Here is a 16,970-nt window from a genome sequence, read left to right as displayed (position 1 = left end):
GCCAGCCCGGAGAGGTCGAAGACCTCGATCTCAGGCACGGCAGGCAGGCTCACGCCGATCTCCCAGGTTCGTAGTTCGTCATTCAGAACGAGATGCTCGGCACGAGCAAGACCATACTATCGAATGTGTGTTCGATACGCAACTCTTGTGCACAGGGTCTCGACATGCCGCCTCCGGCGGCTACTCGACCACCGAGAGCCACGCCGCCTCCGGCGGCTACTCGACCACCGAGAGGGCGGAGGCTCAGCCGACGACGGGATCGAGGGGATCGACATCGAAGCAGGCGTGCGCGCCCGTGTGGCAGGCGGGGCCGACCTGGTGCACCGTCACGAGCAGGGTGTCGCCGTCGCAGTCGAGGGCCGCGCCGCGCACGTGTTGCACGTTGCCGCTCGTATCGCCCTTGCGCCAATACTCCTGGCGGCTGCGCGACCAGAAGGTGACCCGACCCGAGGTCAGGGTGCGGCGCAGCGCCTCGGCATCCATGTAGCCGAGCATGAGCACCTGCTTCGTCGACTCCTCCTGGATGATCGCCGGCAGCAGCCCCTTGTCATCGAACTTCACGCGAGCCAGTACGTCGTCGGTCATCGAACCGCGATCCCTTCCGCCCGCAGGGCGTTTTTCACGTCGCCGACGGTGAGTTCACCGCTGTGGAAGACGGATGCCGCCAGCACGGCATCCGCACCGGCCGCTACCGCGGGGGCGAAGTCGGCAACAGAGCCGGCTCCCCCGCTCGCGATCACCGGAACGGTGCTGAGTTCCCGCATCAGGCCCACGAGCTCCAGGTCGAACCCCTGCTTGGTGCCGTCGGCGTCGATCGAGTTGACGAGCAGTTCGCCGGCACCCCGCTCAGTCACCTCGCGCGCCCAGGCGAGGGCGTCGATGTCGGTCTCGGTGCGGCCGCCATGGGTCGTCACCACGAACCCGCTCGGCGTGCGCCGACTGCGTTTGACGTCGAGCGAGAGCACGAGTACCTGCGCGCCGAACCGGTCGGCGATCTCGCCGACGAGTTCCGGTCGCGCGATCGCCGCGCTGTTCACGCCCACCTTGTCGGCTCCACTTGCCAACAGGCGAGCGACATCCTCGGGGCTGCGCACACCACCACCGACCGTGAGCGGGATGAACACCTGCTCCGCGGTCGCCGTCACGGTCGCGTACATCGTGGCGCGGGCATCCACCGTGGCGGTCACGTCGAGGAACGTGATCTCGTCGGCGCCCTGCTCGTAGTACGCACGAGCGAGCTCGACGGGGTCGCCCATGTCGCGCAGGTTCTCGAAGTTGACGCCCTTCACCACGCGCCCCTCGGTGACGTCAAGGCACGGGATGACGCGCACCGCCACGGTCACGAGGCGGGTCCTGACAAGCAGAGTACGACAGACATCAGATGCGTGCGGCGTGGATCGACGACACGAGAATGGCGCGCGCCCCGAGGGCATAGAGCGAATCCATCACGTCGTTGGTGTCGTCGCGCGGCACCATGACCCGCACGGCGACCCAGCCCGAGTCGCGCAACGGCGACACGGTGGGCGACTCGAATCCGGGAGTGATCCTCGATGCCTGCTCGATGAGGTCGGCGGGCAGGTCGTAGTCCATCAGCACGAACCGCCTGGCGACCATGACGCCCTGCAGTCGGTGCCGGAAGGTCTCGAGGCCTTCGACGTCATCGCGGCTCGCGATCAGCACGGCGGTCGACTCGAGGATCACCGGGCCGAAGATCTCCAGTCCCTGCTTGCGCAGGGTCGACCCCGTCTCGACGACGTCGGCGACGGCATCCGCTACTCCGAGCCGCACGGCCGACTCGACCGCACCGTCGAGGTGCACGACTGTGGCGCGCACCCCCTGGGCTTCGAGGAAGTCTTCGACGAGACCGGAATAGCTGGTCGCGACCCGGGTGCCTGCGAGGTCGGCGAGCTTCGAGAACTCCCCCACCGGTCCGGCGAAGCGGAACGTGGAGACGCCGAAGTCGAACGCGTCGATCTCGACGGCCGTCGAGTGAGAGTCGAGTAGCAGGTCGCGGCCCGTGACGCCGACATCGAGGGCGCCCGATCCGACGTAGGTCGCGATGTCGCGCGGGCGCAGGTAGAAGAACTCGACGTCGTTGCGCGGGTCGGGAACGATGAGCTCTTTGGGGTCGCGCCGCACCGCGTAGCCCGCCTCGCGGAGCATGTCCACGGCGGTCTCAGAGAGGGTGCCCTTGTTGGGCACGGCGATTCGAAGCATTGGGTGAAGTCTTTCAGGTCGGCGGGATGTTCTGCAGAAGGGGTCTCGACACGCCGCTTCGCGGCTACTCGACCACCGAGTTCCTACAGATGTCGCCCGACATCCTCGAGGGTGAGGTTCTTCGCGAGCATCAACACCTGGAGGTGGTAGAGCAGTTGCGAGATCTCTTCGGCCGTGCGGTCGTCGCTCTCGTACTCGGCCGACATCCACACCTCGGCCGCCTCTTCGACGATCTTCTTGCCGATTTCGTGCACGCCGGCGTCGAGGTACGCGACGGTACCGGAACCCTCAGGCCGCTCGACGGCGGTGCGGGAGAGCTCCTCGAACAGTCCGTCGAAGGTTTTCACAGCCCCCAGGGTAGCGGGCTCGTGTCGCGTCGTCCGCCGTCGGCGATGGGCTCGAGTCGCACGATGACGGCCTTCGACACGGGCGTGTTGCTCTCTTCGGAGGCGCTCGACAGCGGCACGAGAACGTTCGCCTCCGGGTAGTACGCCGCCGCGCACCCCTTCGCCGTCGGGTAGGAGACGATCCGGTAGTTGCGCAGCACGCGATCGGGTTCGTCTTTCCACTCGGAGTAGATGTCGACGCGCTGACCATCCGCGAGCCCCAGCTCGAACAGGTCGTCGGGGTTGACGAAGATCACGTCGCGCCCCTTCTTGATGCCCCGGTACCGGTCGTTGAGCGAGTAGATCGTGGTGTTGAACTGGTCGTGCGAGCGCAGGGTCTGCAGAATCAAGCGGCCGACCGGGCGCTCGAGGTGCTCGAGTTCGTTGACGGTGATCATCGCCTTGCCGGTCTTCGTGTCGAACCGCCGTTCGTCGCGCGGGCCGTTCGGCAGGATGAATCCGCCCTTCTTGCGAATCACGGTGTTGTAGTCGGCGAACCCCGGCACGACGCGGGCGATGCGCTCGCGGATGGTGTCGTAGTCGCGCTCGAAGCCATCCCATTCGATGCCGTGGCGATCACCGAGTGTCGCCTTCGCCATCCGCGCGACGATCGCCACCTCCGAGAGCAGGTTCTTGCCGACGGGTTTCACCGCCCCGTGCGAGGCATGTACCGCGCAGACGCTGTCTTCGACCGAGACGAACTGCGGCCCGGTCTCCTGCAGGTCGATCTCGGTACGCCCGAGGGTCGGGAGGATGAGCGCCTCGTCACCCGTGACAACGTGTGATCGGTTGAGCTTCGTCGACACTTGCACCGTGAGCGAAGCGCCGCGCATCGCGGCTTCGGCGGCAGCGGTGTCGGAGATCGCGCCGACGAAGTTGCCGCCCATCGCGACGAACACCTTCACATCTCCCCGTTGCAGCCCCTCGACCGTCTGCAACGCGTCGTAGCCGTGCCGCCGCGAAACCGAGAAACCGAACTCGGCATCCATGGCATCCATGAAGCGGTCGGGCATCTTCTCCCAGATGCCCATCGTGCGGTCGCCCTGCACGTTCGAGTGCCCGCGGATCGGCGACGCGCCGGCGCCGGGCTTGCCGATGTTGCCGCGCAGCAGCAGCAGGTTCACGATCTCTTTGATCGTCGCGACGGCCTTCTTCTGCTGCGTGAGGCCCATGGCCCAGGTGATGATGACCTTGTCGGCCTTCAGGTACTCCTGCGCGAACGCCTCGATTTCCAGCGGCGTGAGCCCCGTGGCTTCGAGAACGGCGGCCTCGTCGAGACCCGCGATGTGGGCGGTGAACTCATCCAGCCCCGACGTGTGGGCGGTGAGGAACTCGTGGTCGAGCACCGTGCCCGGCGCCGCCGCTTCGGCGTCGAGCACGCGCTTCGAGGTCGCCTGGAGCAACGCCATGTCACCGCCCGAGCGGATCTGCAGGAACAGGTCGGCGATCGCGGTGCCCTTGCCGAGGATGCCGCGCACCTTCTGCGGGTTCTTGTAGCGGATGAGACCGGCTTCGGGCAGCGGGTTCACGGCGATGATGCGGCCGCCCGCGCGCTTGCAGTCTTCGAGGGCGGCGAGCATGCGCGGATGATTGGTGCCCGGGTTCTGCCCCATGACGATGACCAGGTCGGCCTGTTCGAAGTCGTCGTACGCGATCGTCGACTTGCCGATGCCGAGCGTCTCACCCATCGCCGTTCCGGTGGATTCGTGGCACATGTTCGAGCAGTCGGGCAGGTTGTTGGTGCCGAACGCCCGCACGAAGAGTTGGTACAGGAATGCCGTCTCGTTGGCCGTGCGACCGGAGGTGTAGAACGCTGCTTCGTCGGGCGAAGACAGAGCGTTGAGCCGCTGAGCGACGATCTCGAACGCCCGCTGCCACGTGACGGGCTCGTAGTGGTCGGAACCCGCCGGCTTGTACACCGGCTCGGTGAGCCGGCCCTGCTGCCCGAGCCAGTACTCGTCGCGGTCGAGCAGGCTGGTGAGCGAGTTCTCGGCCCAGAACGACCGTGGCACGGTGATCGGCGTCGCCTCCCACGTGACGGCCTTCATGCCGTTCTCGCAGAACTCGAGCGTGTTGCGGTGACCCGGGTCGGGCCACGCGCAGCTCATGCAGTCGAAGCCGTCTTTCTGGTTGATCGCGAGCGACAGCTTCGCCGTGCGCGCGACGCCCATCTCCGTGAGCGCCGGCTCCATCGAGTTGAGGATCGCCGGAACCCCGACCGCCCACGGCTCGTTGTGACCGATGTGGATGTCGGGATAGATGTCGGCGAACGGCTCGGGCTCGACGGGCTCGGCGCCGCGTCGCACGGGGGCGATACCGTCCGGTTCCTTAGTCACTGGGCAACCTCTGCGAGTGCCGGCACCGCAACACGTTGTTCGCCGGCGTAGACCACCATCGATCGTCCGCGCATGAAGCCGACCACCGTCATCCCGGATTCTTCGGCGAGGTCGATCGCGAGCGACGACGGTGCCGATACCGCCGCGAGAATCGGGATGCCCGCCATCGACGCCTTCTGCGTCAGTTCGAAGCTCGCGCGCCCCGACACCTGCAGCACCATTCCGGTGAGCGGCAACAGCCCTTCGCCGTGCGCCCAGCCGATCACCTTGTCGACGGCGTTGTGCCGGCCCACGTCTTCGCGCAGCACGAGCATCTCGCCGGTGCGGCCGTCGAAGAGCGCGGCGGCGTGCAGGCCGCCGGTCTTGTCGAACACCTCTTGCCCGGCCCGCAGCCGGTCGGGGAAGGATGCCAGCACGCTCGCGTCGATCACGAGCGGGTCGTGCGGGTTGGCGTGATGGGATGCGGTGCGCACGGCGTCGATGCTCGCCTTGCCGCACAGCCCGCACGACGACGTCATATAGAAGTTGCGCTCGAGGCTCGGGTCGGGTGCGGCGACGCCCTTCGCGAGCGTGACGTCGAGCACGTTGAAAGTGTTCTCGCCGCGCCGTCCTGAGCCTGTCGAAGGGACGTCATTCACGCCGGCGCAGTAGCGGATGGCGGCGATCTCGCCGGTGTGGGCGACGACACCCTCGGAGATCAGAAATCCGGCCGCGAGGTCGAAGTCGTGACCGGGCGTACGCATCGTGATGCTGAGCGACGTGCCCCCGACCCGGATCTCGAGCGGCTCTTCGACGGCGAGCACGTCTTCGCGGCGCGAGACGGTGGTCTCAGCGGAGCTCTCGCCCAGGGTGATCCGGGTGACCCGCGTCCTTGCGGTGATTCTTCCCATGTCCAATACCTATCACGATAGTGATGCGCAGCCGAGACTTAGAGTGTTCGGCATGATCGTCGACTCCCTCATTCTCGCAGGGGGTCGCTCGTCACGGCTTGGTGATTCCGATAAGCAGAAGTTGCAGATCGCTGGTGAGACGCTCCTGCGCCGTTCGGTCGACGCCGTACGAAGCTCGGGGGCACGTCGCGTCGTCATCGTCGGAGACGAGGGTGTGGATGACGTGCCGGCCGTTCGAGAGGACCCCGCGTTCGCCGGTCCGGTCGCTGCGATTGCGGCGGGGCTAAACTCCCTGCCGGGTGACGCCGACGCTGTGCTCGTCATCGCCTGCGACATGCCCGACGTGAACGCGGCGCTTCCCGTCATGCTCGACGCGTTCTCGGGCGATGGTGTGATCGCGGTCGACCGGGGTCGCAGGCAACAGCTCGCGATCGTCGTGCGTGCTGCAGCTCTCGCAGCGGCGCTCGATCAGCTACCGACGGCGGTCAATGCCTCGATGCGCGCACTGCTCGGTACCCTCGATCTTGTCGAGGTGGTGGTTCCCGACGGTTCCACCGACGACATCGACACCTGGGATGACGCCACGCGTTTCGGCGCCTTCCGCCCCACCGACAGGAGCAGCACATGACGGAGTCAGACCCACCCACTCCCGACGAAACCGACGGCATCCTCGCGGACTGGTCGAACGAGGTGCGCGCCGCCCTCGGTATCGAAGCGGATGTCGACATCCGTTCGGTGCTCGGCCTCGCCGGCGTCGTCGCACACTCCGTCGTGCGCCCCGCCGCGCCCCTGACGACCTACCTCGTGGGGTTCGCCGCAGGTCGGGCAGCCGCGCTCGGCGAGGACGCCGCCGCTGCCGCCGCCGCCGCGACTCGCATCGCCAAAGACCTGGCCGCGCGCCGCTCGTGAGTCATCCGGGTCGTCTCCCCTGGTCGGAGGCTCGCCTCGTCGCGGCTCGAGCCGCTGCGCTGCTGGGCACCGAGGAGGTCAGCCTCGACGCCGCGGTCGGCCGCGTGCTGCGGCGCGACGTGACCGCTGGCATCGACATCCCGCACTACGCCTCCGCAGCGATGGACGGCTGGGCGGTCGCGGGTTCGGCGCCCTGGCAGCTCGTCGACGGCGGCACATTGCTCCCGGGTGAAGCGACGCCGATCGTGACCGGCGGTCTGGTGCCGACCGGGGCGGATGCCGTCATCCGCAGCGAGTACGCCCACGTCGACGGTCACACGCTCGTGCTCGATCGCCCCGACACCCGCGACCACCTCCGACCGCCCGCCGAAGAAGCCCGCAGCGGCGAGCTCCTCGTGGCCGTAGGCGCCCGCCTCTCCCCCGCACACCTCGCGCTCGCCGCCGCCGCGACCGCCGACCGCGTCGAGGTCGCGACTCGCCCGACCGTGACCACGGTGTTCACCGGCGACGAGGTCGTGCTCTCGGGAGTTCCTGCACCTGGAATGGTGCGCGACAGCTTCGGCGCGACGATCCCGGCAATCCTGGGGATGCTCGGCGCCTCCCCCACCCGCAGTCTGCGGATCGGCGACGATCGCGATGCGACCGTCGCGGCCCTGCGGGATGCCGACACCGACCTCGTGGTGACGACCGGCGGAACCGGCGGCTCGCACGCCGACCACGTACGGCGCGCCCTCGACGACCTCGGTGCCGAGTACCTGGTGCCCGGTCTGGCGTCACGCCCCGGCGGCCCGACGCTGCTCGCGCAGCTTCCTGGGGGGACGCTGGTTCTCGGGCTGGCTGGCAACCCCCTCGCCGCGATGCTCGGCCTGCTCTCCCTCGGCGACGTGCTGATCGCCGGGTTCACCGGACGCGTGATCGCCCCGCTCGTGACGGTGCCGGTTCCGGAATCGGTGAAGCGGCATCCCGAAGCCACCCGCCTCGTGCCCGTGCGTGCTGGGCTCGATGAGGTTGAGTGGACGGGTGCCGCCATGATGCGCGGACTCGCCGCAGCGACCGGCGTGCTGGTGGTACCGCCGGTCGGCGACGCCGAAGTGCTGCCTCTGCCCTGGAGCGCCGCTTAAGCGACGCCGAGCAAGTCGATCACGAACACGAGGGTGCGACCCGAGAGGCGGTGACCGCCACCCGCGGGGCCGTACGCCCACTCCGGCGGGCAGACGAGCTGGCGGCGTCCGCCGACCTTCATGCCCGGGATGCCTTCCTGCCAGCCGCGCACAAGCCCGTTGAGCGGGAACTCGATCGACTCACCGCGGTTCCACGACGAGTCGAACTCTTCGCCGGTTTCGAAGTCGACGCCCACGTAGTGCACCGTAACGCGTGCGCCCGGCGTCGCTTCCGCGCCGTCACCCACTTCGATATCAGTGCTCACGAGTTCGGTCGGGGCGGGGCCTTCGATGAAGTCAATCTCAGGCTTGGTCTTGTCAGTCGCCACGTTTCATCCTTAGTTCTTGGTTCGTGTTGGCCAGTCCACGCTAACGGGTCGATGCCGAGACAACGCCTCGGGCGCCACCGCGAGTTGTGGTGGGTACGATCACCGGATGACCGATCCGACTGCAGCCCTCGCTCGCCGCGTCGAACGACTCGAGGCGGCGAGCGAGATCCCCCGGCTGTCCGCCGACTACTGTCGCGGGGCTGATCACCGCGACCTCGACCTGTTCCTGTCGGTGTGGTCGGAGGATGGCGTGTGGCAGGTGCGCGACGATCTGGCGTTCAGCGGGCTCGAGCAGATCCGCGACGCCATCCTGCACCAGTGGGAAACGAGCTTGCGAGCATTCCATTGGACATCCAATCCCTCGATTGTGTTGAGTGCCGATGGGCTGAGCGCCCAAGCTCGGTTTGACGTCCAGTCGCAGGTGGAGCTGCTCGATCTCTCGTGGATGTCCCTCGCGGGGTCATACAACGACCTGTACGTCAGACGGGGCGATCACTGGAAGTTGGGAAAGCGCGCGGCGGAAGTCCACGCGCAGCGCACCACCTAGCGGTTTGGGCCCGACGCAGCCGCGAGAACCCGAACGGCGGACTCCCAGCGCGCCGCCAGATCGTTGGGAAACGAGACCACACCGCTGCCGGCAAACTCGGAAGCCGACCACCATCGCATCTCGAGCGTGGAGCGGCGCTCGAGATCCGTCCATCCTGTCGAAACCGGGACGAACCGGTCGAGACGTGCGGTGAAGTAGCGCTCGCGCTGCACGTAGTGGCTCCCGTCGAAGTCGAACTCAGCCCGACGTTCGCCGCGAAGCGCCCGCAGATCGGCGAGCGAAGTCCCCGTCTCCTCGAGAACTTCCCGTCGCGCAGCGTCGAGGTACGACTCGGTCCCTTCGATGCCGCCGCCGGGCGTGAACCACCAATCCCCCGCGTCGGGACTGGCGGGGTCATGTCCTCGGATGAGCAACAACGCGTCGTCGGGATCGAGCAGGAGCACCCGCGCGACCCGACGCACGATGCGGGTTCCGGTCATGTCAGTGGGCGTGGGCTCCTGCTGCCGCACGCAGGTCGGTGATCGCGGCCTCGACATCCGCCGCGCCGTACACGGCCGAGCCGGCGACGAACGTGTCGGCCCCTGCCTCGGACGCCTGGCCGATCGTGTCGAGCGCGATCCCACCATCGACCTGAAGCCACACGTCGATCCCCGCGGCGTCGATGGCGGCACGCGCGGCGGCGACCTTGGGCATCATGTCGGCCATGAAGCTCTGACCGCCGAACCCGGGTTCCACGGTCATGACGAGAATCTGGTCGAACTCGGGCAGCAGCTCCAAGTACGGCTCGAGCGACGTGCCCGGCTTGACGGCGATCCCCGCGCGCGAGCCGATCTCGCGAAGTCGACGAGCAAGCGTGACCGGTTCGGAGGTCGCTTCTGCATGAAACGTCACCGAGAACGCGCCTAGCTCCGCGTAGCCCGGAGCCCAGCGGTCGACATCCGAGATCATCAGATGCACGTCGAGCGGAATCGGAGCGACCGCCTGCAGCCGGCCCACCATCTGCGGCCCGAATGTGAGGTTGGGCACGAAGTGGTTGTCCATCACGTCGACGTGCACGGCATCCGCGGTCGCAATGCGGGCGACCTCGGCTTCGAGGTTCACGAAGTCCGCGGCGAGGATGCTGGGCTGAATGCGCGCTGTCACGCGTCCACCTTAGAGAGCAGCTGCACGAACATCGCGTCGGTGCCGTGGCGGTGCGGCCAGAGTTGCACCGCGGGTCCGACGCCGGGCCCGAGCTCGCTCGTCGCGATATCGGCGGCAACGGCCCGAGTGTCGACGGCACTGAGCTCCGAGTGTCGCTTGAGCACGCGGGCGACGGCCGCCCGCGTCTCGTCGGGATGCGGCGAGCAGGTCACATAGGCGAGCAGGCCGCCGGGGGCGAGAGCTGCGACAGCGGCATCCAGCAGCCTTGTCTGGAGCGCGACGAGACCTGGGATGTCGGCGGGCTGCTTGCGCCACCGCGCTTCGGGGCGCCGGCGCAGGGCTCCGAGGCCGGTGCACGGCGCGTCGAGCAGGATGCGGTCGAATCCGCCGGGATCACTCGTCGCGAACCGCGTCGCGTCGCCCTCGACGACACGAGGAGCGGGGTTGAACACCGCGAGGGCGCGGCGCACCAGCTTGGCGCGCACCGGAACCAGCTCATTCGCCACGAGTTCGGCGCCGCCGATCAGGGCCTCGGCCGCGAGAAGCGCCGCCTTGCCACCGGGTCCGGCGCACATGTCGAGCCACCGTTCCCCCGGCACGATCGCGCGTGCCCGGCTGAGGATGAGCGCCGCGAGTTGTGAGCCCTCGTCTTGCACACGAGCCGTGCCAGCCGCGACCGCAGGAACCGACGCAGGATCCCCGCCGACCGCCTGAATTCCCGTGGGCGAGATGCCGCCCGGCTCCCCCACCTCAGCGACCGACACGAGTCCGGGCAGCGCGACGAGCGACACAGCTGGGGCCACGTTGTCGGCGGCGAGCAGTTCCTCGAGCTCGTCAACGCGCCCGTCAGCGTCGAGCGACCGACGAAGCGCATCGATGACCCACTCGGGATGCGAGTACTCAGCCGCCAGCCGGGCGTCGCCCGTCAACTCCCCGGTCACCCGCGCATCCCACTCCTCGGGCGTCGACCGGGCGACCGTGCGGAGCACGCCGTTGACGAACCCGGTCGCTCGGCGCGGCGCGAGGGCGACGGTGTCGCCGACAGCCGCGTGCGGCGGGATGCGGGTTGCGACCAACTGATGCACGCCGAGTCGCAGCACGTCGAGCACCACCGGGTCGATTGCCGAGGTCTCGCGATTGGCAGCGAGCCGGATGATGCGGTCGTAGCGCCCCTGCATCCGCAGCGTGCCGTAGGTGAGCTCGGTCGCCAGTGCGGCATCCCCTGGGCTGAGCTTCGCCTGCGCGATCCGGGCGGGTAGCAGCAGGTTGGCGTATGCATCGTCGTCGCGCGCCGCCGCAAGAACCTCAGCAGCGACCTTGCGAGCGGGAGCGGCTCGACCCGTCGTGCTGGCGCCGTGCTTGGTGCTCATCGGATGCGACCTCGCCACCAGTCGGCGGCGGCCATCGCACGCTTGCCCGCCGGTTGCACGGTCACGAGATGCAACGGGTCGGTGCCGCTGCCGACGAGCAGTCGCCCGGCCCGCAGATCGAACTCGCCCGCCGCCAGCGTCGGGTCGCCGTGAGCGATGGCAGCATCCAGCACCTTCAGCCGCTCGCCGCCATCGAGCAAGGCGAATGCCCCCGGCTCGGGCGTGGTGCCGCGGATGCGGGCATCCAGTTCGGCGGCGGGTCGCGACCAGTCGAGGCGGCCATCCTCCAGGTCGAGTTTCGGGGCGAGCGTCACGTCGCCGACCTGCGTGGCCGCCTGCGCCGTTCCGGCGTCGAGGTCGTCGACGACCGACGCCAACAGTCCGGCTCCGCGCTCGGCGAGCACCTCGAGCAGGTGACCCGCCGTCTGGTTGCGCCCGATCGGATACTCCAGGGTCGCGAACACCGGCCCGGCATCCAGCTCGGCGACCAGCTGGAACACCGTAGCGCCGGTCTGCTCGTCGCCCGCGATGAGCGCCCGCTGCACGGGTGCTGCGCCCCGCCAGCGCGGCAGCAGAGAGAAGTGCAGGTTGATCCAGCCCAGCCGCGGCGTCGACAGCAGCGGCTCACGGATGAGCCCGCCATACGCGACGATGACGCCGAGGTCGGGCCGTAGCGTCGCGATGCGGGCCTCCAGGGGCGCGATGCGGTTCGCCTTCAGCACCGGGATGCCGAGCGTTTCGGCGGCGTCGGCGACCGGCGTTGGGGTGAGCACGCGCTTGCGGCCGAGGGGGGCGTCTTCACGGGTGACGACGGCGACGATCTCGTGCTCGGTCGCCGCGAGAGCCTGGAGACTGGGGACCGCGGCAGCGGGGCTTCCCGCGAACACGATCCTTAGGGGCATCTGTTCATTCAACACTGCCGTCGAGTGGTCTCGACACGCCCGCTGCGCGGGCTACTCGACCAGCGAGGGGGGTGCGGGCTACTCGACCGGTGAAGAGGGGTGCTACTCCTCGAACGGCTCCGGATCGTCGAATCGCGCACGGAGCGGCAGGGGCTGACGCCCGCGCGGCGGCGTGCCAGGGATTGGCTTACGACGACGCGTCGCTTGACGGATGACCTCGGCGTGCACCGACTCGGCGATCTCGGTGCCGTCGCGGTAGTCGAACCGCAGAATCGCCCGGGCACGCCCTGCTGCCAGGGTCGTGCCGAGCACCTCCGCGGACGCGGGCAGTTGCGCGAGCGCCTCCTCGACGGCATCGGGGTTGCCCTGCAGGGTCGCCATCCGCACCGCCGGCGGGAACCGTAGTTCGCGGCGCCCCGCGTACTCGGTGCGGGCGAAGTCGGGCTGGTCCCACCCGGCGAGTGCGTGGCCCAGCGCTCCGCCGACCCCGACGAGCACGACTCCCGCATCGTCGGCGGCGAGGGCGGCGGCATCCGACCACCAGCGCAGGCAGTCTTCGGCGACGCGCAGGCTCTCGCGAGCCAGCATCCGTTCGCCGTCGAGCAACAGCACCGCGCGATAGCCGTGCGGGGCGAAGGGCTCGGCGCCGCGGGTCGCGATGACGAGGGCCGGCCGGTCGTCCACCTCGAGAATCGGTCGCTCACCGTCGGAGACGATGACCCGCGTGCCCGGGAAGGCACGACCTAGTTCGTCGGCGGTGCGCGCGCTCCCCGCCCCTGAGGTGCGGAAGTTTCGCGATTGGCAGTTCGGGCATGACCAGCTGCGATCCGGCGTACCGCACCAGGTGCAGGTGGGCACCGCTCCCGCCGAGCGCTGCCGCAGCGGCCCCGAGCACCGACGGCATCGCGCCGCCTCGCCACACTCGGCGCACCGCAAGCCTGGCGCGTACCCGGGCCGCGCGACCTGGACGAGCACGGGCCCACGGTCGAGCCCGGCCCGAGCCTCGCGCCACGCCACCGACGGGATGCGGGCCTGCGCCATGATCGCCTCGTCGCCGGGGCCGTCGGCGGTCGGGATGATGCGCAGCCGGATGCGCTTCGCGGGCCCGAGTTCCCGCAACCAGCCGATCTCGACAAGCCGCTGCGTCTCGGTGCTGCGGGTGTGACCGGCGAGCACGAGGGCTCCGCCCTGCTGTTCGTGGCGCACCAGAGCCGCGTCGCGCGCGTGAACGTACGGCGTAAGCGGCTCACCGAGGAGCGGGTCGCCGTCGTTCCAGATCGCGAGAAGCCCGAGGCTCTCGGCCGGCGCGTAGACCGCGGAGCGGTTGCCGACGATCACCGAGGGCCGGTCGCCGGCGACGAGCAGCGCTCGGTAGCGGTCGGCGTTCGGCTGCCGAGAGTCCCAGCGCAACAGTGCGTCTGCAGGCACCAAACCGGTCAGCGCGCGTTCGAGCTGGTCTTGGTCGCGATGATCCGGAGCCACGAGGATGCTGGAACGCCCCGCCGCCAGCGTGTGGGCGGCGGCTTGCGCCAGCACGAGCGCCCAACGCGACACCGCCACCCCGGCAGACTCGGTCACCCCAGGCTGAACCCGCAGGGCGACCCTCTCCCCGGCATCGAGGGCCTCGGCCAGCCCGGCGTACCCGTCGAGACTCGGCGCGACGACCGTCGACCGCTCACTCGGCACCCGCGCCAGCCACGCCTTCTCGACCCGCACCTGCCGAGGCGGCACGGCGAGCCGCAGCACGTCGTTCGCCGACCCCGCCGCCCGATCGGCTACAGCGCGGGCCAGCCGCCACACCTCCGGTCGCAACACCGGAATCGTCGACACGACGGCCGAGACCTCGCTCAGCGGGCCGGGGAAGTCGGCATCCGCCGCCGTCTCGATGACGAAGGCCGTCGCCATCCGTTTCGCGCTCCGCAACGGCACCGAAACCCGGATGCCGGGCTCGACTCCCTCGAGCGAATCCGGAATGCGGTAGTCGAGCAGCCGATCGAGTTGCGGCAGGGCTGCATCGACGAGAACCCTCGCGACGCCCGCCATCTAGGGCTACAACCCGGCGGCGGCGCGGAGGTCGTCGACTCGGTCGGTGGCCTCCCAGGTGAACTCGGGCAGTTCGCGCCCGAAGTGCCCGTACGACGCGGTGGCCGCGTAGATCGGCCGCAGCAGCTTGAGATCGCGGATGATCGCCGCCGGACGCAGGTCGAACACCTCGCGGATCGCGGCGATGATCTTCTCGTCGCTCACATGACCGCTGCCGAAGGACTCGACGTAGAGCCCGACCGGTGAGGCGGTGCCGATCGCATAGGCGACCTGCACTTCGAGGCGGTCGGCGAGACCGGCGGCGACCGCGTTCTTGGCGACCCACCGCAGCGCGTACGCGGCCGACCGGTCGACCTTCGAGGGGTCTTTACCCGAGAACGCTCCGCCACCGTGTCGCGCGGCTCCGCCGTAGGTGTCGACGATGATCTTGCGGCCGGTGAGGCCGGCGTCGCCGTGCGGGCCGCCGATCTCGAACCGACCGGTGGGGTTGATGAGCACCCGGGCGTCGGCCGACGGCAGATCGACGAGGTCGAGAACCGGACGGATCACGAGTCGCTCGACCTCGGCTCGCAGGGTAGCCGTGTCGACGCTCGGCGAGTGTTGCGTCGACACGACGACCGTCTCAACCGTGGCGGGAGTCGTGCCGTCGTAACCGATCGTCACCTGCGTCTTGCCGTCGGGCCGCAGGAAGTCGACGATGCCCTCGTGTCGCACGAACGCAAGCCGCTCCGACATACGATGCGCGAGCCAGATCGGCAGCGGCATCAGCACGGGCGTCTCGTTGGTGGCGTACCCGAACATGATGCCCTGGTCGCCGGCGCCCTGACGGTCGAGGTCGTCGACGCTCGTGCCTTCGCGGGCCTCGAACGCATGGTCGACGCCCTGCGCGATGTCGGGCGACTGTCCGCCGATCGAGATCGACACGCCGCACGAGCGGCCGTCGAACCAGACGTCTGACCCGGTGTAGCCGATGTCGGTGATCGTCTTGCGCACGATGGTCGGGATGTCGACGTAGCTCGACGTCGTCACCTCGCCGGCGACGTGCACGAGCCCGGTCGTGACGAGGGTCTCGACAGCGACGCGTGCCGCCGGATCGACGGCGAGCATCGCGTCGAGAATCGAGTCGCTGACCTGGTCGCAGATCTTGTCGGGGTGCCCCTCGGTGACCGACTCAGAGGTGAACAGGCGAAGACTCAAGCGGCTACTCCGAAGGTGCGGGGGCGGCGTTCTTCAACAACGCAGCATCCAGGATGCGGTGGGCGACTTCGGACTTGGAGCCCGACGCCTCGGCCACTCTATCGCCGCCGCCCGTCACGACGACGACGTCGTTGGTCGCCGTGCCGAACCCTTCAGTCCAACCGACCCTGTTGAGGACGAGCAGGTCGACCCCCTTGCGAGCCGCCTTGGCCCGCCCCAGCTCGAGGAAGGCATCCGGATCGGCCTCGGTCTCCGCGGCGAATCCGATGATCGACTGACCTTCGCGTCGCGCGTCGACGATCTCGCGCAGGATGTCAGGGTTGCGCACCAGCCGCAGGTCGAGCATGTCGCCCTGCGTCTCCTTCTTGATCTTGCCTTCCGCAACCGTTTCGGGGCGGTAGTCGGCGACCGCCGCGGCCATCACCACGACATCCGCCGCCTGCGCCTCCTCCAGCGCCGCCACGCGCAGTTCGGCCGTCGTCGAGACATGCCGCAGGGTGAGCCCCCCGAGCCGCTCGTCCAGAACACCGTCGTCGATATTCGCGACGACAAGCACGACGTCGGCACCACGGTCGGCGGCTGCTCGCGCGATTGCGACACCTTGGCGCCCGCTCGACCGGTTCCCGATGAATCGCACCGGGTCCAAAGGCTCCCGCGTGCCGCCCGCGGTGACGAGGATGCGACGGCCGGCCAGGTCTCGCGGGCCGACGACCGCAAGGGCCGCGGCGACGATCTCGTCGGGCTCGACCATGCGGCCCACCCCGCTGTCGGTGCCGGTGAGCTGACCCGATGCGGGGCCGACGATGTGGATGCCGCGCTCGCGCAAGGTCGCGATGTTCGCAACCGTCGCGGGGTTCTGCCACATCTCGGTGTGCATCGCCGGAGCGATCACGAGGGGTGCTGTGCTGGCGAGGATCGTGTTGCCGAGAAGGTCATCGGCCGACCCCGCGGCGATCTTCGCGATCGTGTTCGCGGTCGCCGGCGCGACGATGATGAGGTCGGCGGCCTGCCCGATTGCGACGTGACGCACTTCGGCGACACCCTCGTAGAGGTCGCTGTGCACGAGGTTGCGGCTGATCGCCTCGAAAGTCGGTCGGCCGACGAATCTGAGCGCGTTCTCGGTGGCGACGACGTGCACGTCGTGGCCCGCGAGCACGAGGGCACGCACGACGCCGACGGCCTTGTAGGCCGCGATGCCGCCGGTGATGCCGACGACGACGTTCACTTCGACACGCTCAGTACACGCATACGCGGAGCGCGGAGGCGCTTACTCGGCGATGTGCTTGAGGACCAGCTTGTCCTCGTTGATCTCGTGCAGGGCGACCGACAGCGGCTTGTCGTCGATCGTCGAGTCGACGAGCGGGCCGACGTTGTCGAAGAGCGAACCCTCGTGCAGGTCGGCGTAGTAGTCGTTGATCTGACGCGCGCGCTTGCTGGCGAAGATCACGAGCTGGTACTTGGAGTCGACCTTCGAGAGCAGTTCGTCGATCGGCGGGTCGATGATGCCGCTGTTGCGGTCGGCCATGGGGTTCTCCCTAAGT

Annotated in this window: 19 protein-coding genes; 4 read left to right on the top strand and 15 right to left on the bottom strand. The window is 68.9% G+C overall.

All coding sequences use genetic code 11. The features are described 5' to 3' along the window. Positions 1–243: 243 nt before the first annotated feature. The 6 genes from hisI to fdhD form a co-directional block, all read right to left on the bottom strand. Positions 244–585: a phosphoribosyl-AMP cyclohydrolase gene (gene hisI / locus WBL06_RS08670; protein WP_424455589.1), complete on the bottom strand. Its 342-nt coding sequence runs from the start codon at positions 583–585 to the stop codon at positions 244–246. Beyond that, positions 582–1,343 carry an imidazole glycerol phosphate synthase subunit HisF gene (hisF, locus tag WBL06_RS08665; protein WP_424455588.1) on the bottom strand — a complete coding sequence of 254 codons (762 nt, stop codon included), beginning with the start codon at positions 1,341–1,343 and terminating at the stop codon, positions 582–584. The genes hisI and hisF overlap by 4 nt, the downstream gene beginning before the upstream one ends. Before the next feature lie 34 nt (positions 1,344–1,377). Beyond that, positions 1,378–2,217, bottom strand: coding sequence for an ATP phosphoribosyltransferase (hisG, locus tag WBL06_RS08660; protein ID WP_424455587.1), 840 nt, complete (start codon positions 2,215–2,217; stop codon positions 1,378–1,380). 83 nt (positions 2,218–2,300) lie between these two features. Then, a complete protein-coding gene (locus WBL06_RS08655; protein ID WP_424455586.1) occupies positions 2,301–2,564 on the bottom strand; it encodes a phosphoribosyl-ATP diphosphatase in 264 nt (87 codons plus the stop codon). Beyond that, positions 2,561–4,864 (bottom strand): FdhF/YdeP family oxidoreductase, encoded by a 2,304-nt coding sequence (locus WBL06_RS08650; protein ID WP_424455593.1) that lies wholly within the window; start codon positions 4,862–4,864, stop codon positions 2,561–2,563. The genes WBL06_RS08655 and WBL06_RS08650 overlap by 4 nt, the downstream gene beginning before the upstream one ends. 71 nt (positions 4,865–4,935) lie before the next feature. Continuing rightward, positions 4,936–5,829, bottom strand: coding sequence for a formate dehydrogenase accessory sulfurtransferase FdhD (fdhD, locus tag WBL06_RS08645; RefSeq protein WP_424455585.1), 894 nt, complete (start codon positions 5,827–5,829; stop codon positions 4,936–4,938). 52 nt (positions 5,830–5,881) lie between these two features. On the opposite strand from fdhD, the gene mobA reads away from it, so the two are divergent. Genes mobA through WBL06_RS08630 form a run of 3 tightly spaced genes read left to right on the top strand, consistent with a single transcriptional unit; the run spans position 5,882 to position 7,859 of the window. Beyond that, positions 5,882–6,457: a molybdenum cofactor guanylyltransferase gene (mobA, locus tag WBL06_RS08640; protein WP_424455584.1), complete on the top strand. Its 576-nt coding sequence runs from the start codon at positions 5,882–5,884 to the stop codon at positions 6,455–6,457. Then, entirely contained in the window at positions 6,454–6,738 is a 285-nt protein-coding gene (locus WBL06_RS08635; protein WP_424455583.1) for a DUF6457 domain-containing protein, read from the top strand. The genes mobA and WBL06_RS08635 overlap by 4 nt, the downstream gene beginning before the upstream one ends. Next, positions 6,735–7,859, top strand: a complete 1,125-nt coding sequence (locus WBL06_RS08630; RefSeq protein WP_424455582.1) for a molybdopterin molybdotransferase MoeA — start codon at positions 6,735–6,737, stop codon at positions 7,857–7,859. The genes WBL06_RS08635 and WBL06_RS08630 overlap by 4 nt, the downstream gene beginning before the upstream one ends. Here the strand turns inward: WBL06_RS08630 and WBL06_RS08625 are convergent. Then, complete coding sequence (locus WBL06_RS08625) at positions 7,856–8,227, bottom strand: FKBP-type peptidyl-prolyl cis-trans isomerase (RefSeq protein WP_424455581.1); 372 nt, start codon at positions 8,225–8,227, stop codon at positions 7,856–7,858. The two genes, WBL06_RS08630 and WBL06_RS08625, sit on opposite strands and share 4 nt — an antisense overlap. 106 nt (positions 8,228–8,333) lie before the next feature. Between WBL06_RS08625 and WBL06_RS08620 the strand changes: the two genes are divergently transcribed. After that, positions 8,334–8,774 carry a nuclear transport factor 2 family protein gene (locus WBL06_RS08620; protein WP_424455580.1) on the top strand — a complete coding sequence of 147 codons (441 nt, stop codon included), beginning with the start codon at positions 8,334–8,336 and terminating at the stop codon, positions 8,772–8,774. Here WBL06_RS08620 and WBL06_RS08615 read toward each other — a convergent pair. From WBL06_RS08615 to rpoZ, 8 genes are all read right to left on the bottom strand, one after another. Next, a complete protein-coding gene (locus tag WBL06_RS08615) occupies positions 8,771–9,253 on the bottom strand; it encodes an NUDIX hydrolase (protein ID WP_424455579.1) in 483 nt (160 codons plus the stop codon). The two genes, WBL06_RS08620 and WBL06_RS08615, sit on opposite strands and share 4 nt — an antisense overlap. A gap of 1 nt (position 9,254) precedes the next feature. Then, positions 9,255–9,917, bottom strand: coding sequence for a ribulose-phosphate 3-epimerase (rpe, locus tag WBL06_RS08610; protein WP_424455578.1), 663 nt, complete (start codon positions 9,915–9,917; stop codon positions 9,255–9,257). Then, entirely contained in the window at positions 9,914–11,287 is a 1,374-nt protein-coding gene (locus WBL06_RS08605; RefSeq protein WP_424455577.1) for an RsmB/NOP family class I SAM-dependent RNA methyltransferase, read from the bottom strand. Before WBL06_RS08605 ends, rpe begins: the two co-directional genes overlap by 4 nt. Continuing rightward, complete coding sequence (gene fmt, locus WBL06_RS08600) at positions 11,284–12,189, bottom strand: methionyl-tRNA formyltransferase (protein WP_424455576.1); 906 nt, start codon at positions 12,187–12,189, stop codon at positions 11,284–11,286. The genes WBL06_RS08605 and fmt overlap by 4 nt, the downstream gene beginning before the upstream one ends. Positions 12,190–12,291: 102 nt before the next feature. Beyond that, entirely contained in the window at positions 12,292–14,232 is a 1,941-nt protein-coding gene (locus WBL06_RS08595; RefSeq protein ID WP_424455575.1) for a primosomal protein N', read from the bottom strand. Positions 14,233–14,238: 6 nt separating this feature from the next. Then, entirely contained in the window at positions 14,239–15,429 is a 1,191-nt protein-coding gene (gene metK / locus WBL06_RS08590) for a methionine adenosyltransferase (RefSeq protein ID WP_424455574.1), read from the bottom strand. Between the two features lie 4 nt (positions 15,430–15,433). Further along, positions 15,434–16,654 carry a bifunctional phosphopantothenoylcysteine decarboxylase/phosphopantothenate--cysteine ligase CoaBC gene (gene coaBC, locus WBL06_RS08585; protein ID WP_424455573.1) on the bottom strand — a complete coding sequence of 407 codons (1,221 nt, stop codon included), beginning with the start codon at positions 16,652–16,654 and terminating at the stop codon, positions 15,434–15,436. A 42-nt stretch (positions 16,655–16,696) separates the two neighbouring features. Continuing rightward, positions 16,697–16,954 carry a DNA-directed RNA polymerase subunit omega gene (gene rpoZ, locus WBL06_RS08580; RefSeq protein WP_424455572.1) on the bottom strand — a complete coding sequence of 86 codons (258 nt, stop codon included), beginning with the start codon at positions 16,952–16,954 and terminating at the stop codon, positions 16,697–16,699. Positions 16,955–16,970: the final 16 nt, after the last annotated feature.

The sequence above is a fragment of the Pseudolysinimonas sp. genome (genome assembly GCF_049651805.1).
Taxonomy (GTDB): domain Bacteria; phylum Actinomycetota; class Actinomycetes; order Actinomycetales; family Microbacteriaceae; genus Pseudolysinimonas_A.
Note: the sequence above shows the minus strand (reverse complement) of the source record. Positions and strands in the feature narration are given on the sequence as shown.

What these genes read in the sequence shown, in the direction of transcription:
- WBL06_RS08595 (WP_424455575.1), bottom strand. Translation starts at nt 14,232, where the DNA reads ATGGCGGGCGTCGCGAGGGTTCTCGTCGATGCAGCCCTGCCGCAACTC.
- rpoZ (WP_424455572.1), bottom strand. Translation starts at nt 16,954, where the DNA reads ATGGCCGACCGCAACAGCGGCATCATCGACCCGCCGATCGACGAACTG.
- WBL06_RS08605 (WP_424455577.1), bottom strand. Translation starts at nt 11,287, where the DNA reads ATGAGCACCAAGCACGGCGCCAGCACGACGGGTCGAGCCGCTCCCGCT.
- fmt (WP_424455576.1), bottom strand. Translation starts at nt 12,189, where the DNA reads ATGCCCCTAAGGATCGTGTTCGCGGGAAGCCCCGCTGCCGCGGTCCCC.
- WBL06_RS08620 (WP_424455580.1), top strand. Translation starts at nt 8,334, where the DNA reads ATGACCGATCCGACTGCAGCCCTCGCTCGCCGCGTCGAACGACTCGAG.
- hisI (WP_424455589.1), bottom strand. Translation starts at nt 585, where the DNA reads ATGACCGACGACGTACTGGCTCGCGTGAAGTTCGATGACAAGGGGCTG.
- mobA (WP_424455584.1), top strand. Translation starts at nt 5,882, where the DNA reads ATGATCGTCGACTCCCTCATTCTCGCAGGGGGTCGCTCGTCACGGCTT.
- hisG (WP_424455587.1), bottom strand. Translation starts at nt 2,217, where the DNA reads ATGCTTCGAATCGCCGTGCCCAACAAGGGCACCCTCTCTGAGACCGCC.
- fdhD (WP_424455585.1), bottom strand. Translation starts at nt 5,829, where the DNA reads ATGGGAAGAATCACCGCAAGGACGCGGGTCACCCGGATCACCCTGGGC.
- WBL06_RS08635 (WP_424455583.1), top strand. Translation starts at nt 6,454, where the DNA reads ATGACGGAGTCAGACCCACCCACTCCCGACGAAACCGACGGCATCCTC.
- WBL06_RS08615 (WP_424455579.1), bottom strand. Translation starts at nt 9,253, where the DNA reads ATGACCGGAACCCGCATCGTGCGTCGGGTCGCGCGGGTGCTCCTGCTC.